The organism is Stenotrophomonas maltophilia group sp. msm1 (assembly GCF_032025805.1).
GTDB lineage: Bacteria > Pseudomonadota > Gammaproteobacteria > Xanthomonadales > Xanthomonadaceae > Stenotrophomonas > Stenotrophomonas hibiscicola.
Genome location: NZ_JAVSKH010000001.1, coordinates 388,601 through 403,416 on the forward strand (window position 1 = coordinate 388,601; position 14,816 = coordinate 403,416).

The 14,816-nt window shown below is 66.6% G+C and carries 13 protein-coding genes; 6 read left to right on the plus strand and 7 right to left on the minus strand.

The window, feature by feature from the left end; all coding sequences use genetic code 11:
* Positions 1-118: 118 nt before the first annotated feature.
* From ROV95_RS01780 to cyoA, 5 genes are all read right to left on the minus strand, one after another.
* Positions 119-790, minus strand: a complete 672-nt coding sequence (locus ROV95_RS01780) for an SCO family protein (protein ID WP_312543790.1) — start codon at positions 788-790, stop codon at positions 119-121.
* Positions 791-933: 143 nt separating this feature from the next.
* Complete coding sequence (gene cyoD / locus ROV95_RS01785) at positions 934-1,266, minus strand: cytochrome o ubiquinol oxidase subunit IV (RefSeq protein ID WP_227844535.1); 333 nt, start codon at positions 1,264-1,266, stop codon at positions 934-936.
* Between the two features lies 1 nt (position 1,267).
* Complete coding sequence (cyoC, locus tag ROV95_RS01790; protein ID WP_005414759.1) at positions 1,268-1,903, minus strand: cytochrome o ubiquinol oxidase subunit III; 636 nt, start codon at positions 1,901-1,903, stop codon at positions 1,268-1,270.
* Positions 1,900-3,876, minus strand: a complete 1,977-nt coding sequence (gene cyoB / locus ROV95_RS01795) for a cytochrome o ubiquinol oxidase subunit I (RefSeq protein ID WP_308305699.1) — start codon at positions 3,874-3,876, stop codon at positions 1,900-1,902. Before cyoB ends, cyoC begins: the two co-directional genes overlap by 4 nt.
* 5 nt (positions 3,877-3,881) lie before the next feature.
* The gene (cyoA, locus tag ROV95_RS01800; RefSeq protein ID WP_312542554.1) at positions 3,882-4,787 is read right to left on the minus strand and encodes a ubiquinol oxidase subunit II; all 906 of its coding nucleotides are present in this window, start codon (positions 4,785-4,787) and stop codon (positions 3,882-3,884) included.
* A gap of 183 nt (positions 4,788-4,970) precedes the next feature.
* Between cyoA and ROV95_RS01805 the strand changes: the two genes are divergently transcribed.
* From ROV95_RS01805 to ROV95_RS01820, 4 genes are all read left to right on the plus strand, one after another.
* Positions 4,971-6,386, plus strand: a complete 1,416-nt coding sequence (locus tag ROV95_RS01805; protein ID WP_312542556.1) for a PLP-dependent aminotransferase family protein — start codon at positions 4,971-4,973, stop codon at positions 6,384-6,386.
* 67 nt (positions 6,387-6,453) lie between these two features.
* Positions 6,454-6,732 carry a hypothetical protein gene (locus ROV95_RS01810; RefSeq protein ID WP_005414763.1) on the plus strand — a complete coding sequence of 93 codons (279 nt, stop codon included), beginning with the start codon at positions 6,454-6,456 and terminating at the stop codon, positions 6,730-6,732.
* Positions 6,732-7,331: a DUF6436 domain-containing protein gene (locus tag ROV95_RS01815; RefSeq protein WP_312542558.1), complete on the plus strand. Its 600-nt coding sequence runs from the start codon at positions 6,732-6,734 to the stop codon at positions 7,329-7,331. Before ROV95_RS01810 ends, ROV95_RS01815 begins: the two co-directional genes overlap by 1 nt.
* 9 nt (positions 7,332-7,340) lie before the next feature.
* Positions 7,341-8,855, plus strand: a complete 1,515-nt coding sequence (locus ROV95_RS01820) for a PLP-dependent aminotransferase family protein (RefSeq protein WP_312542560.1) — start codon at positions 7,341-7,343, stop codon at positions 8,853-8,855.
* 128 nt (positions 8,856-8,983) lie between these two features.
* On the opposite strand, the gene ROV95_RS01825 is transcribed toward ROV95_RS01820, so the two are convergent.
* Positions 8,984-10,285 carry an aminotransferase class V-fold PLP-dependent enzyme gene (locus ROV95_RS01825; RefSeq protein WP_312542562.1) on the minus strand — a complete coding sequence of 434 codons (1,302 nt, stop codon included), beginning with the start codon at positions 10,283-10,285 and terminating at the stop codon, positions 8,984-8,986.
* Entirely contained in the window at positions 10,285-12,687 is a 2,403-nt protein-coding gene (locus ROV95_RS01830) for a TonB-dependent receptor (RefSeq protein ID WP_312542564.1), read from the minus strand. Before ROV95_RS01830 ends, ROV95_RS01825 begins: the two co-directional genes overlap by 1 nt.
* A 201-nt stretch (positions 12,688-12,888) precedes the next feature.
* Here ROV95_RS01830 and ROV95_RS01835 point away from each other — a divergent pair, with 201 nt between their 5' ends.
* Positions 12,889-13,716 carry an AraC family transcriptional regulator gene (locus tag ROV95_RS01835; RefSeq protein WP_021201967.1) on the plus strand — a complete coding sequence of 276 codons (828 nt, stop codon included), beginning with the start codon at positions 12,889-12,891 and terminating at the stop codon, positions 13,714-13,716.
* Between the two features lie 13 nt (positions 13,717-13,729).
* On the plus strand, positions 13,730-14,809 hold the full coding sequence (locus ROV95_RS01840) for an alpha/beta fold hydrolase (protein ID WP_312542566.1): 1,080 nt from the start codon (positions 13,730-13,732) through the stop codon (positions 14,807-14,809).
* Positions 14,810-14,816 lie beyond the last annotated feature (7 nt).

Genomic DNA, 14,816 nt, shown 5'->3' on the forward strand with positions numbered 1-14,816 from the left:
TGGCTCTCCTGGCCGGCCGGGGGATTGGTGTCAGGGTGTGCCGACCAACGGTCGGCACCCACCGGACTCATGCATCACGTGTCGACCAAGGTCGGCACCCACCGCGGTAGAGGTGGCGTCAGCGGGCGGCGAACGCGTCGCTGTGCTTGCGGCTGCAGCTGGCCAGTGCGTCGTTACCTGCCGCTGGATGGGCCGGTTCCAGCAGCAGGCGCTGCACGTCGGAGAACAGCTTGTCCACCGGCATGCCGTACGGCGCGAACAGGCGCAGGCGGCCCTGGCGGTCGAACACGTAGCCGCCCGCGATGTGGCTCATGGTGTAGGTCTCCGGCACCTGGCCGGGTTCCTTCTCGTAGAACGCCTTGAAGTCGCTGGCCATCGCGGCCAACTGCGCTTCGTTGCCAACCAGTGCGATCGCCTTGGGGTCGAAGGCTTCCACATAGGTGCGCGTCACCTCCGGCGTATCACGCGCCGGGTCGACGCTGACGAACACCACCTGCAGCTGGTCGGCATCCTTGCCCATCAGGTGCTTGACCTGACTCAGCTCGACCATGGTGGTCGGGCACACATCCGGGCAGCTGGTGAAACCGAAGAACAGATAGGTCACCTGCCCCTGCAGGTCCTTCGGGCCACGCACGGTGCCGTGGCTGTCGGGCATCGACCACTGCTGGCCAAGTTCTTCGCAGGCGATGTCCTTGGAGTAGAAGTCCATGCGCGACTGCGCACTGCAGCCAGCCAGCAGGCCGATGGCCAGGCCTGCCAGCAGCGGCAGGCGGAAACGGGGAGAGAACAACGAACGGACAACAGCAGCAGGACGCTTCACGGGTACCACCAACGCAGATGCGGGCGGGGTCTCGGTCAGGCCTGCCCTTGGGGGAAAAGAGGGCTGAGGTGCCGGGGTGATCGCGCGATCCGTGCCGATCACCCCGGCCACGGTCAGTTGATCATCATGTGGTAGTGCATGCTCCAGATGATCCACACCGACAACGCGACGATGATGAACAGGATCACCAGGGTGAACACGAAGCTGGCCAGGTTCCAGCCACCTTCGGACTTGCGGTCCATGTGCAGGAAATAGACCAGCTGCACCAGGATCTGCGCCACCGCGAAGCCGACCAGCAGGAACAGCGTGAGCGGACGCGACAGCACCGGGTTCATCACCAGCGCGAACGGCACCACGGTCAGCAGCGCGCACAGCACGAAGCCGATCAGGTAGGACTTGGCGGAGCCGTGCGCATTGCCGGCGCGCGAGGTTTCGACGTGGGCCATGTCAGAAGGCTCCGATCAGATAGACGAAGGTGAAGACGCAGATCCACACCAGGTCCAGGAAGTGCCAGAACAGGCTCAGGCACGACACACGGGTGATGTTGGTCGGGGTCAGGCCACGGCGGTAGACCTGGTGCATGACCACCGCCATCCAGATCAGGCCGCTGGCCACGTGCAGGCCGTGGGTGGCGACCAGCGCGAAGAACGCCGACAGGTAGGCACTGGTGCTGGGGCCCGCGCCTTCGTGGATCAGGTGCGAAAACTCGTAGATCTCCATGCCGATGAACGAGGCACCGAGCACGAAGGTCACGCCCAGCCAGCGCAGCACCGCCGAGGTGTCGTGGCGATGCATCGCCAGTACGGCCTGGCCGTAGGTGATGCTGGAGACCAGCAGCAGGAAGGTCTCGGCCATCACGAACGGCAGCGAGAACAGCTCCTTGCCGGTGGGGCCGCCGGCGTAGGCGGTGCTGAGCACCGCGTACGAGGCGAACAGCGAACCGAACAGCACCAGGTCGGACATGAGGTAGACCCACATGCCGAACACCTTCATGCCGCCCTGTTCGTGGCCGTGGTCGTGCTCGTGGTGGTCCTCGTGCGCCTGCGTGTCGCTGGCCAGCTCGGGGCGGGTCAACAGGTTCATGCGCGTACCTCCTTCAACTTGGCCAGGCTGGCCGCTTCGGTGCGCGCCACCTCTTCGGAACTGACGTAGTAGTCCACGTCCTCGTCGTAGGACCGCACGATCAGGGTCACGATCATCGCGATGAAGCTGGCCGCGGCCATCCACCAGATGTGCCAGACCAGGGCGAAGCACAGCACCAGGATCCAGATGTTGAGGATCAGCGGCACGCCGGTGTTCTTCGGCATGTGGATCGGTGCGTACTTCTTCGGCGGCGGCGGCAGGCCGCGCTTCTTCGCTTCGTGGAAGGCGTCCAGCTCATCGGCCTTGGGCACCACGGCGAAGTTGTAGAACGGCGGCGGCGACGGCGTGGCCCATTCCAGCGTGCGTGCGTTCCACGGGTCGCCGGTCAGGTCCAGGTTGCGCTTGCGGTCGCGCACGCTCACGTAGATCTGCACCAGCATCAGGATGATGCCCGCGAACACGAACAGCGCGCCGATGAAGGCGGCGATCAGGTACGGCGTCCACGCCGGGTTGTCGTACTGGTTCATGCGGCGGGTCATGCCCATGAAGCCGAGCATGTACAGTGGCATGAAGGCCAGGTAGAAGCCGATCACCCAGCAGGCGAACGACCACTTGCCCAGGCGCTCGTTGAGGGTGAAGCCGAACACCTTCGGGAACCAGTAGGCGAAGCCGGCCAGGTAGCCGAACAGCGCGCCGCCGATGATGGTGTTGTGGAAGTGCGCGACCAGGAACAGGCTGTTGTGCAGCAGGAAATCCGCGCCCGGAATGGCCAGCAGCACGCCGGTCATGCCACCGATGGTGAAGGTGACCAGGAAGGCGATGGTCCACAGCATCGGCACGCTGAACTCGACGCGGCCGCCGTACATGGTGAACAGCCAGGTGAAGATCTTCACGCCGGTGGGGATGGCGATGATCATCGTCATGATGCCGAAGAAGGCATTGACGCTGGCACCGGAGCCCATGGTGAAGAAGTGGTGCAGCCAGACGATGAACGACAGGATGCCGATCGCCAGCGTGGCACCGACCATCGACTTGTAGCCGAACAGCTTCTTGCGCGCGAACGTGGCGGTCACTTCGGAGAAGATGCCGAACGCCGGCAGCACCAGGATGTACACCTCCGGATGGCCCCAGGCCCACACCAGGTTCACGTACATCATCGGGTTGCCACCCAATGTGTTGGTGTAGAAGTTGAAGTCCAGGTAGCGGTCCAGGGTGAGCGCACCCAGCGCCACGGTCAGGATCGGGAAGGCGGCGATGATGATCACGCTGGTGACCAGCACGGTCCAGGTGAACACCGGCATCTTCATCAGGGTCATGCCCGGCGCACGCATGCGCAGGATGGTGATGAACAGGTTGACGCCGGTCAGCAAGGTGCCGACACCGGACGCCTGCAATGCCCAGATGTAGTAGTCGACACCCACGCCTGGACTGAACTCGATGCCCGACAGCGGCGGATAGGCGACCCAGCCGGTCATGGCGAATTCGCCAACGCCCAGCGAGATCATCATCAACGCTGCGCCGACTACGAAGATCCAGAAGCTGAAGGCGTTGAGGAACGGGAACGCCATGTCGCGCGCACCGATCTGCAGCGGCACGATGATATTCATCAGGCCGACCACGAACGGGGTGGCCACGAAGAAGATCATGATCACGCCGTGCGCGGTGAAGATCTGGTCGTAGTGCTCGGGCGGCAGGAAGCCGTCACTGCCTGGCCCGGCCGCGGCCAGCTGTGCGCGCATCATCAGCGCATCGGCAAAGCCACGCACCAGCATGACCAGCGCCACCACCACGTACATGATGCCGATCTTCTTGTGGTCCACGGTGGTGAACCAGTCACGCCACAACGGGCCCCACAGCTTGAAGTACGTCACCGCGCCAAGCAGCGCGAGGCCACCCAGCACCATGGCCACCAATGTGACCACGACGATCGGCTCGTGCAGCGGCACGGCCTCCCACGTCAATTTACCCAACATGTTCGTTACTCCTGGGAAACCTGGGCACCGCCGGCAGCGCCCGCCGGGGTAGCCGCAGCGGTGTTCTCACCGACGCCGATGAACTGGTCGATGACCTTCTTGAACAGCAGCGGTTCAACACTGGAGAAGTGCTGCACCGGTGCGTTCTTCGACGGCGCGGCCAGCGCCTTGAACTGCGTGAAGCTGAGCGCGTCCGGCGCGCTGCGCACTTCGGCCACCCAGCGCTCGAAGTCTTCGTTGCTGCTGGCAGTGGCGATGAACTTCATGTTCGAGAAGCCATGCCCGCTGTAGTTGCCGGACATGCCACGGAACTGGCCGGGTTCGTTGGCGATCAGGTGCAGCTGCGTGCGCATGCCGGCCATCGCGTAGATCTGCCCACCCAGCTGCGGGATGAAGAAGGTATTCATCGTCGAGTTGGAGGTGATGTTGAATGCCAGCGGACGATTGGCCGGGAAGTTGAGCTGGTTGACCGTGGCGATGCCCAGGTCCGGGTACACGAACACCCACTTCCAGTCGGTGGCGATCACGTCCACGTGCAGCGGTTCGCCAGCCACGTCCAGCGGCTTGTAGGGGTCCAGCTCGTGGGTGGACTTCCACACGATCACCGCCAGCACCGCGATGATGATCAGCGGCACGCCCCAGACCACGATCTCCACCTTGGTGGAGTGCGACCAGTCCGGCGTGTATTTCGCTTGGGTGTTGCCGGCGCGGTAGCGCCACGCGAACACGAAGGTCAGCACGATGGCCGGTATCACCACGATCAGCATCAGGCCGATGCAGATCAGGATCAGGTCGCGCTGGGCGAGCCCGACCATGCCCTTCGAATCCAGCAGCACCCAGTCACAGCCCGACAGGCCGACGCAGGCCAGGGCGACCAGCGCCAGGCGGATGCGGTTCCAGCAGATATTCATTGGAGGTCAACCCTGTTGAAGAAGCGCGCTTGACCGGCTCGCCTGCGCGCAGCGCCCGGGCGTGGAGCGGCTACACTGTGGGTATGAGGCCGCCTACAAGCAGGCGAGCCACTCCAATCAAGCCCATACAAGATACAGCATTGTATGGACTTGTGCATCTGCACGTATGGAAAAATCTGACCGATGACGCCACCTGCTGCCGGCCGCCGCCTGAAACACCCCAATCGCACCTGGGTCCGCCCCTTCCGCGAGGGCGCCGGCCCGCTGTACCTGCAGATTGCCCAGCAGGTGCGCGAGGCGGTGGATGACGGCGTGCTGCGCCCGGGCGACCGCCTGCCGCCGCAGCGCGACCTGGCCCAGCAGGTGGGCGTGGACCTGACCACGGTCACCCGTGCCTTTGCCGAGCTGCGCCAGGCCGGCCTGCTCGATGCGCAGGGCGCCGGCGGCACCTTCATTGCGCTGTCGGCCGGCAACCGCAGCACCTCGGTGGACCTGAGCATGAACATCCCGCCGCTGCTGGGCAGCGCGCCGTTCGCACAGGGCATGGAGGCCGGTTTCCAGCACGTGGGCCAGCAGCTGGGCCAGGGCGAACTGATGAGCTACCACGTCGGCGCCGGCACCCGCGAGGACCGCGCCGCCGCTGTGCAGTGGCTGGCGCCGATGCTGGGGACAGTCGGTGCCGACCAGGTGGTGATCTGCCCCGGCGCGCAGACCGCGCTGTGCGCGCTGATCCTGGCCCGTACCCAGCCAGGCGAGCTGATCGCCGCCGAACAGCTGACCTACCCGGGCCTGCTGGCCGCCGCGCGCGTGCTGCAGCGGGGCGTGGTGCCGGTGGCAATGGACGCCGAAGGCATGCTGCCCGACGCCTTGGAAGAAGCCTGCCAGCTGCGCCGGCCGCGCCTGCTATACCTGGTGCCGACCATCCAGAATCCGACCACGGCGACGATGTCGGCGCAGCGTCGGCAGGCCCTGCTGGCGGTTGCCAAGCGCCACGATCTGACCGTGATCGAAGACGATCCCTACTGGTTGCTGGCTGGTGACGCCGCGCCGCCGTTGGCCGCCCACCGCGACGCCGGCTGCCCGGTCTACTACATCTCCACCCTGTCCAAGTGCCTGGCCCCGGGCCTGCGCACCGCTTACCTGGTGGTGCCGGCCGGCGAGCCGATGGAGCCAGTGCTGGACGCCCTGCGCGCGATCGCACTGATGCCGACCCAGTCGATGGTGGCGGTGGCCTCGCAGTGGATCCGCAGTGGCCAGGCCCAGGACATGGTGCAGCGCTTCCAGCAGGAGCTGCGCGAGCGCCAGGCCATTGCCGCCCGGTATCTGCCCACCCGCGCCCAGGCCCATCCGGCCGGCCTGCATGTGTGGCTGCCGCTGCCGCCACGGCTTGACCAGTACCGGCTGATCCAGGCCGCGCAGGAACAGGGCCTGGGCATCGCCAGCTCGGATGCCTTCAGCGTGGAAGAGCCGCCGCCGGGCAACGCAATCCGCCTGTCGCTGGGCGGCGCGGTCGACCAGGGCGCTTTGGCCGGGGCGCTGGCCAAGCTGAACGAGATCCTGTCCGAAGTTCCCGAGGCCCGGCACAACGCCATTGTCTGAACCGAACGTTGAACCGAACGCATGGCGCCCAATCCATACAAAATGATATTTTGTATGCAATGTATGGATGAAGGGACGTGCATCGATGCGCGCCGAGAAACTGAAGTTCCACCTGGTGATGGCCGGTTGCGGTGGCTTTGTGGTGCTGATGCTGGCCGCGCTGGCCTGGGTCTGCCTGCAGCCACAGACCGTGGACGTACAGGCCGCCGAACGCCACGCCATCGAGCAGTGCGTGCAGCGCAGCGAGGATCCGTCGCGTAGCGAGATCCAGCGCCGCGCGCAGGCCGATTCCTGCCGCGAGATGCGCAAGCAGTACGTGCACAAGTTCGGCCGGGAAGACTCCTGATGGGCGCAGCCGCGCCGCGCCGCCGCTGGCTGCTGCCGACGATGATCGCCCTCGCCTGCCTGTTCATGGCCGGCGTGGCGGCTGCACTGTGGCAGTACTTCGGTTACAGCGCGCAGTCCACGTTCACCGAACAGGCCATCGTCTTCGACGACTCGCAGCTGCGCCTGCCGGCCGATCTGGCCGGAGATACCGGCCGCATCCGCGTGGTGCATTTCTGGGACCCGGCCTGCGGCGTGTGCAACCGCGAGACCGGTGCGCACCTGAGCTACCTGATCAGCATGTACCGCCGTGCCGGCATCGACTTCTACGCGATCCGCCGCCCTGGCACGCAGGGCGCGCTGCCCGAGCCGCTGCGCAACAAGGTGATCAACCTGCCGACCGTCGACGGCATCGAGCTCATCCCGGCCAGCCCTGCCGTGGCGATCTGGGACCGGCACGGCCATCTGGCGTATGCCGGCCCGTACAGCATCGGCATGGTCTGCAACTCGGCCAACAGCTTCGTCGAACCGCTGCTGGACAGACTGGTGCGCGGCGAAACCGTGCGCCCCAAGGGACTGCTTGCCGTGGGCTGCTACTGCCCCTGGCAGGCCAAGCGCTGAGGACGCGCAATGACATCACTGGCTCTGGGTGGCGCGACCGCCGTAAACAACAACGGCGGTCACCTGTCCGAACCGACCGATGGTTATGGACAGGCTCCCGCCGTTGGAAGCAACGATACGCCCCGACATGCTCCGTACATGCCGCGACCGGATGTCGCAGCGCGCGAGTGGGTGCAGGACGTGCTCGCGCACAGCGGTCCGATCTACCTGCGCATCGTCAATTCGCTGGAACGCACGGTGCGCCGTGGCGGCCTCGCACCCGGACAGCGCCTGCCCTCGCAGCGCGCGTTGGCACAGCAGCTGGGCATCGACCTGACCACGGTCACCCGCGCCTTCGATGAAGCACGCAAGCGTGGCCTGATCGAAGCACGCGGACCACAGGGCAGCTTCATCGCACCGCCCAAGGCCGGCTTCGACCAGGTGGTGGACCTGAGCATGAACGTGCCGCCGGTGCCCGATGCCGATGCGCTGGCCGAGACACTGCGCCGCGGTGCCGCCGCCGTGCTTGCACGCAGCAACGCGCCGAACCTGATGACGTATCACCTGGGTGGCGGCAACCCCACTGATCGCTATGCTGCGGCGCGTTGGCTGCAGCCGATGCTGGGCGCCGTGGATGACGACTGCCTGCTGCTGACCGAAGGCGCGCAGGTGGCATTGGCCGCGATCCTGGTCAGCCAGGGCCGCGATGGCGATACGATCCTGTGCGATGCGCTGGTCTATCCGGGCCTGTTGCAGGCCGCAGCGGCGCTGGGGCGTCGGCTGATGCCGGTGGACAGCGACGAACACGGCATGTGCCCTGAAGCGCTGCTGCGGCAGGCGCGCGAAAGCGGCGCGCGCCTGGTCTATCTCAATCCCACCTGCCAGAACCCGACCGCGCTGACCCTGCCGCTGCAGCGGCGCGAGGCGCTGGCGCGTGTACTGGAGAGCGAAGGCCTGCTGGCGATCGAGGATGATCCGTACTGGCACCTTGCCGAAGATGCACCGATACCCCTGGCAACGCTGGCACCGCGCCATGTGTTCTATGTGGCGACGCTGTCGAAGGTGATCAGCCCTGGCCTGCGCACCGCGTTCGTGCAGTGCCCGAGCGCTGCGCACGCCGAGGCGATGACGGCTGCGTTGCGGGCGACGCGGCTGATGGGCCATCCGCTGGTCTCGGCATTGGCCAGCCAACTGCTGCTGGATGGTTCGGCGCAGTCACTGCTGGCCCAGGTACGCGCCGAGGCACGCGAGCGCATGCGCATGGCACGTTACCTGCTCGCGCCGTCGCTGCTGCAGCGCGCGGAGGGCCTGCATGCCTGGTGCCGGATACCGGCACCCTGGACCGACGCCACGCTGGTGCGTACCGCACAGCTGCAGGGGCTGGCGATTGCGCCGTCATCGGCGTTCTGTCCGCCGGGGGTCTCGCTCCAGTACGGCGTGCGGTTGTCGCTGGGGCTGGCGGCGGACCGACGGCAGCTGGAGAGTGCGTTGCGGCGGATTGACCGGTTGTTGTTGTCCGATGCGTTGCCGGCGATCGAGCGGTAGGCGTGGAATGGGATGTGCCGACCAACGGTCGGCACCCACCCGATCGGTAGTGCCGGCCGCTGGCCGGCAGCTGCTCGTGGGCGACGATCATGAGGTTGCCGGCCAGCGGCCGGCACTACCGTTCATGATCAGGCCAGGGCAGAGAGCGCCGTCACCAACGCATCCATCTGCTCGGGCCGGGTGAACACCGACGGCGTCACCCGCACGCAGGCGCCGGAGTCCAACCCGTCACGATGCGTGGTGAACACGCGATGCTCGTCCAACAGGCGCTTCTGCAGCGCGATGTTGTCAGCCACGCTGGTGCGCCCGCGCAGGCGGAAACTGGCCAATGCACTCGCCAACGCCGGGTCCGGTGAAGACAGCACTTCGATGTGCGCCATCTGCCGCGCCGGCACCGTCCAGCGCTCGCGCAGGTAGCGCAGGCGCGCCTGCTTGTTGGCCGCGCCGATACGCTGGTGCAGCGCGATCGCTTCTGGCAGCGCCAGGTAAGCGGCGAAGTTGACCGTGCCGGTGTGCACACGGCTGCCCACGCGGCCATCGTCGGTCTCGCCCATGTACGGGTCGAGGTCCGCAACGCGGCCCTTGCGCACATACATCGCGCCGACGCCGACCGGCGCACCGATCCACTTGTGCAGGTTGATGCCGACGAAGTCGGCCTTGAGCTGCGGCACCGCGTAGTCGATCTGGCCGAACCCATGCGCCGCATCGACGATCACGTCGATATCGCGTGCGCGTGCGCGCTCGGCGATTTCGGCCACCGGCAGCACCAGCCCATGGCGATGGCTGACCTGGGTCAGCAGCACCAGCTTCAGGCGTGGCAGCCGCGCGAACGCGGCCTCGTAGGCCTGCAGGATCTGCACATGGTCGGGCACCACCGGCAGCGCGATGCGCTCGACCTGCACGCCACGGCGCTGCTGCAGCCAACGCATCGCGCCGATCATGCTGTCGTAGTCGATGTCGGCGTACAGCACCCGGTCGCCGGGCCGCAGGCGGTTGTAGCCACCGATCAGCGCCAGCATCGCCTCGGTGGCGCCACGGGTCAGTGCGATCTCATCCGCGCCCACGCCCAGCAGTTCGGCCACCTGCCGCTGTACTGCCAGGTACTGCGCCGGGAATTCACGGCGGCCGTACCAGGCGTTGCCACGGTTCACTTCAGCGGTGTGGCGCTGGTAACTGGCCAGCGTCTCAAGCCCCATCGCGCCCCAGTAGCCGTTCTCCAGATGGTTCACTTCGTCGGTGATGTCGAAGTGACTGGCCACGGCGGTCCAGTAGTTTTCATCGCGGGCCAGCACGTCCGGCGCCACGGTCGTTGCGGGAATCTGCATGGGTGCAGCGTAACGCGCGGCAGCCGTGGCGGGCAGTGAAGACAGTGCAGCTGCAGCCGGCAGCAAGGTACCTGCACGCAGAAGGGAACGGCGGGCCGGGTCCATCAGAAGCTCAGCCGGTACTGCGCGTACAGATTGGCACCGTCGGTGTCGTACGGCGCGTTGCGCGAGTAGACCAGGCCGCGACTGGCCTGGAACGTGGCTTCGTCCGGATAGCGGTCGAACACGTTGTCGGCACCCACGCGCAGGCTGTGATGTTCGTTGATGCGATAGCCGACAGCCAGGTCGAGGAAGCTCATCGCGCCGAAGCGCTGGTAGATATCGCCCACTGCATTGCCGCTGGAATCGGTCCAGGCGCCGTAGTAGCGCATGCGTGCCATCAGCGACCAGGCGCCGATGTCCCAGCTGCCGGTCAGGCTGCCCTTGTGCTCGGGCAGGCGGTCTTCGAACAGCACGCGCTGGGTCTCATTGGTTGCCACCGAGGTGCTGCCATTGTCCACGCGGGTGCGGTTGTAGTTGTAGGCCAGGGTCAACGTCATGCGACCGGCGCCGAGATCACGCAGGTAGTTGCCGACCACATCCACGCCGGTGGTGGTGGTATCGAAGTCGTTGGTGAAATAGTTCACCGAGGTATAGCCCAGCGGATTGGGCGTACCGGCCGGAATGGCGAAACTGGCCGACTGGCTGAAGCGGTCGCTGAGCTTGATCTGGTAGACATCCACCGAACCGGACAGGCCCAGGTCGGTGCGCCAGGTCAGGCCCAGCGAGGCGGTACGCGATTCTTCCGGCTTCAACGGCCTGGCACCGAGCAGCTGCGCCAGCGGATCGTTCGGCGACAGGCGGCCGCTGGTGAAGATCTGCAGCGTGCGCGTGTCCAGGCCCTGGGTGGTACTGGTGGTGTTGAGCTGCGCCGGCGTCGGCGCACGGAAGCCGGTGGACACGGTACCGCGCAGGGCTACATCCGGCGTGATCGCGAAGCGCGCCGACAGCTTGCCGTCCAGCGTGCTGCCGAAGCTGGAGAAGTCCTCGTAGCGGCTGGCCGCACCGATGCTCCAGCGCTCGCCCAGCGGCACTTCCATATCCACATAGGCGGCCTTGCTGCGCTGGCTCCACTGCCCGGCCTGGCTGGCCGAGAAACCGGGCGCACCATTGGAATTGGCCTCCAGGCCTGCAGCCGCGCCCGGACCCACCGCGTACGACGCCGGGTCACCGGCGCGCACCTGGTAGGTCTCCTGGCGGAACTCGCCACCGAAGGCGACGTTGATCGGCCTGGTCAGCGCGGCCACGTCCCACTCATAGTTGAAGTCGGCGTTGGCGTTCTTCTCGGTCTGGGTCAGGCGGCCGAGATCGAACGCGGTCGGGCTGGCGGGACCCAGCGAGGCATTGATCGAATTCTTCAGGCTGTAGTCGATGGCGTTGCGGCCATACGAGGCGCTCACGTCCCAGCGCAGCTTGGGTGTGATCTCGCCGCGCAGGCCGCCGACCAGCTGCAGATCGCTCTGGTCGTTGCCGTACTGCGGGCTGAAGCCCACCGGGTACAGCGAACGCAGGTTCCAGCCCGGGAAGATCGACGTGGTGCGGTAGGCACCGGTGGTGGTGTCCGGGTTGCGCCAGTTGAAATCGCTGACGCCATCACTGTGGCTGTAAAGACCGAACGCATACAGCTCCAGCGTCTCGCTGGCGTTGGCCTTCACGTTGAAGCCAACGCGGCGGCTTTCCAGGTCCGGCTGGCCCCAGCGCTGCACCGGGTTGGGCACGTCCAGCTCCGGATGGGCCGCCTGGAAGGCGATGGCATCGGGGCGCTGGCGGGTGCGCGAGGTGGCGTCGGAGTTGGACGACTCAGCGAACAGCACCAGGCTGCCATAGTCGCCCAGCGACCAGCCGGTGCGCGCACTGAAGTCGCGCGAGGCACCGTCCCCCTGCGCGTACCGCGAATAGCCGGCGGTGATCTCGGTGCCCGGACCATCCTCGAGGATGATGTTGATGACACCGGCGATGGCGTCCGAGCCGTACTGCGCCGATGCGCCGTCGCGCAGCACTTCGATGCGCTTGATCGCGCTGGTCGGAATCTGTGCAAGGTCGGCCGCCTGTGCACCACGGTTGCCGAGCAGCGCGCTGCGGTGGAAGCGACGCCCGTTGACCAGCACCAGGGTCTGGTCCGGCGACAGGCCACGCAGCGTAGCCGGACGCACGAACACCTGGCCGTCCGCCATCGGCAGGCGCTGCACCACGAACGACGGCACCAGATGCGCCAGCACGTCCTTCAGGTCGGTGGATTCAACAGACCTGATGTCTTCCTTGGTGAACACGTCCACCGGCGCCAGCGTTTCGAACTGGGTTCGGTTGGACGCGCGGGTACCGGTGACCAGCATCGCGTCGAGCTGGGTGGGTACGGCGCGGCTGCCGCCTGCGGCATCGACCGCATCGGCCTCCGCTGCGATCGCGCCTCCTGCGCTGGCCATGGAAAGGGCGAGGAGGATGGAACGCGAAAGCTTCGAACGATGCACGGCAGGGCTCCGGGAGGACGCGACAGGGCCAGCACCTGCAGGGATATCCCAGGCCTGGACAAGGCGCGCAGTCTCGGCGCGATCTGTGAAGGAGGCATGACGCCAGTGCGACAGCTTGAGTCCGCGCAGGCGCAAGAACTGCTAAACGCCGCGCCTGCCGATCCGCTACTGTGTCCAGCATCGGATTCATGGAACGACAGGATGAGTGCGGCAGGCAAGGCGGTGTGGTACATCGAAACTCATGCGGAGCAGCCGCTGGCCTTGGCCGATATCGCCGCTGCGGTGGGACTGTCGCCATTCCATCTGTCGCGCCTGTTCCAGGCCCGCACCGGCACGTCGGTGGTCCGTTACCTGCGTGGGCGCCGCTTGACAACGGCCGCGCAGCGGCTGGCCAACGGCGCATGCGACATCCTGCAGGTGGCGATTGGCGCGGGCTACACCACTCATGCCGCGTTTACCCGTGCCTTCAGCGAACAGTTCGGGCAGACACCGGAACGGGTACGCGAACAGGGCACCGATGGGCTGGCGCTGGTGCAGGCGATCCGCGTGGACGAGGCGCCGGCTGCCTGCGCTGAGGCGCCACAGCTGCTCGACACCCCGGCCTTCCAGCTGGCCGGCATCGGCATGCGCCATACCCGCAACAGCGGCGGTGCCATTCCCGGGCAGTGGGCCCAGCTCAACCGGGAATGGCCGGCGCCGGCCCCGGTCAGTTTTGGGGTGTGCTGCAACAACGACGACGACGGCGGCTTCGACTATATCGCCGCGCTGCCGATTGGTTCACTTGGCCCTGTACCCGCGCACTGGCAGCGCGTGGATGTGCCCGCACGACGCTACTTGGTGGCCTGGCACGGCGGGCACATCTCGGCCATCCGCTCGACCTGGTTCTGGTTGCTGGATCACTACCTGCCCAGCGCCGGCCTCAGCCTGGCCGACGCGCCGGACCTGGAGCGCTACGATGCCCGGTTCAACGAGCACACTGGCAACGGCGGCGTGGAGATCTGGCTGCCGGTAGACGAAGGTCCCTGCTGACATGGAGCTGAAGATGCGCGTGAACATCACAATTGTCGGGCTGCTGCTGATGGCAGCGGCGCTCTCCGCCCACGCAGGCGACACCTGGAAAGCCGGCGAGCGCCATGGCACCACGACGGTGGCCAGTGCCGCCGTGCGCGATGCGCAGCACCGCAACACCCTGCGCTACACGGTGTGGTATCCGGCACCGGCCGATAGCAGCGAAGTCGAGGTGACCATCGGGCCGCCTGGCACGCCCCTGTTCGATGTTGGTCGCTCGGCGATGGATGCGCCGCCCGCAGGCGCTCGCCTGCCGACACTGCTGCTGTCGCATGGCAACGGCGGCAGCGCGCGCATGATGGGCTGGCTGGGCACCGCGCTGGCACGGAAAGGTTATCTGGTGATCGCAGTCGATCATCCCGGCAACAATGGTGCCGACCAGATGACCCTCCATGGCAGCATGTTGACCTGGCTGCGCGCGGATGATCTGCGCGCGGCACTGGCGGCCGTGCAGGCCGATCCAGTGCTGGGCCCGCACGTCGATCCTGAACGCCTGGGTGTTGCCGGTTTCTCGGCCGGTGGCTACACCGCGCTGTTGGCGGCTGGGGCGCAACCGGACCTGCAGCGACTGCTGGCGTTCTGCACGGCGCATCCGGATGACGGCGTCTGCCGGCCTCAACAGGAAGCGGCAACGCACACGATGGAGGCGCGTGTTGCCGCTGCGGCGTCGGCCGAGCTGTCGCCGTGGATGTCCCACGCCAACGACGCACGCGCCATTCCCGGCGTGCGCGCGGTGTTCCTGCTGGCACCGGCGATCATCCAGGCCTTCGCGCCCGAGCAGCTGTCCTCGTTGCGGCTGCCCGTGTCGATTGTGCTTGGCGAGGCTGACACGGTTGCGCCGCCACAGACCAATGGCGCGGCCGCGCGTGCAGTGATTGCGGGCGCTGCACTGCAGCTGCTGCCAGGTGTCGGCCATTACGATTTCCTCGCCGCATGCACCCCGACCGGGCAGCAGCGGCTGCAGGACCTCTGCAGCACGTCAGTGCCAAAGGCAAAGACCCACGCGCAGACAGTGGACGCAGCAGTGCGGTTCTTCGACCATTCACTGCGCTAGTGGCCGC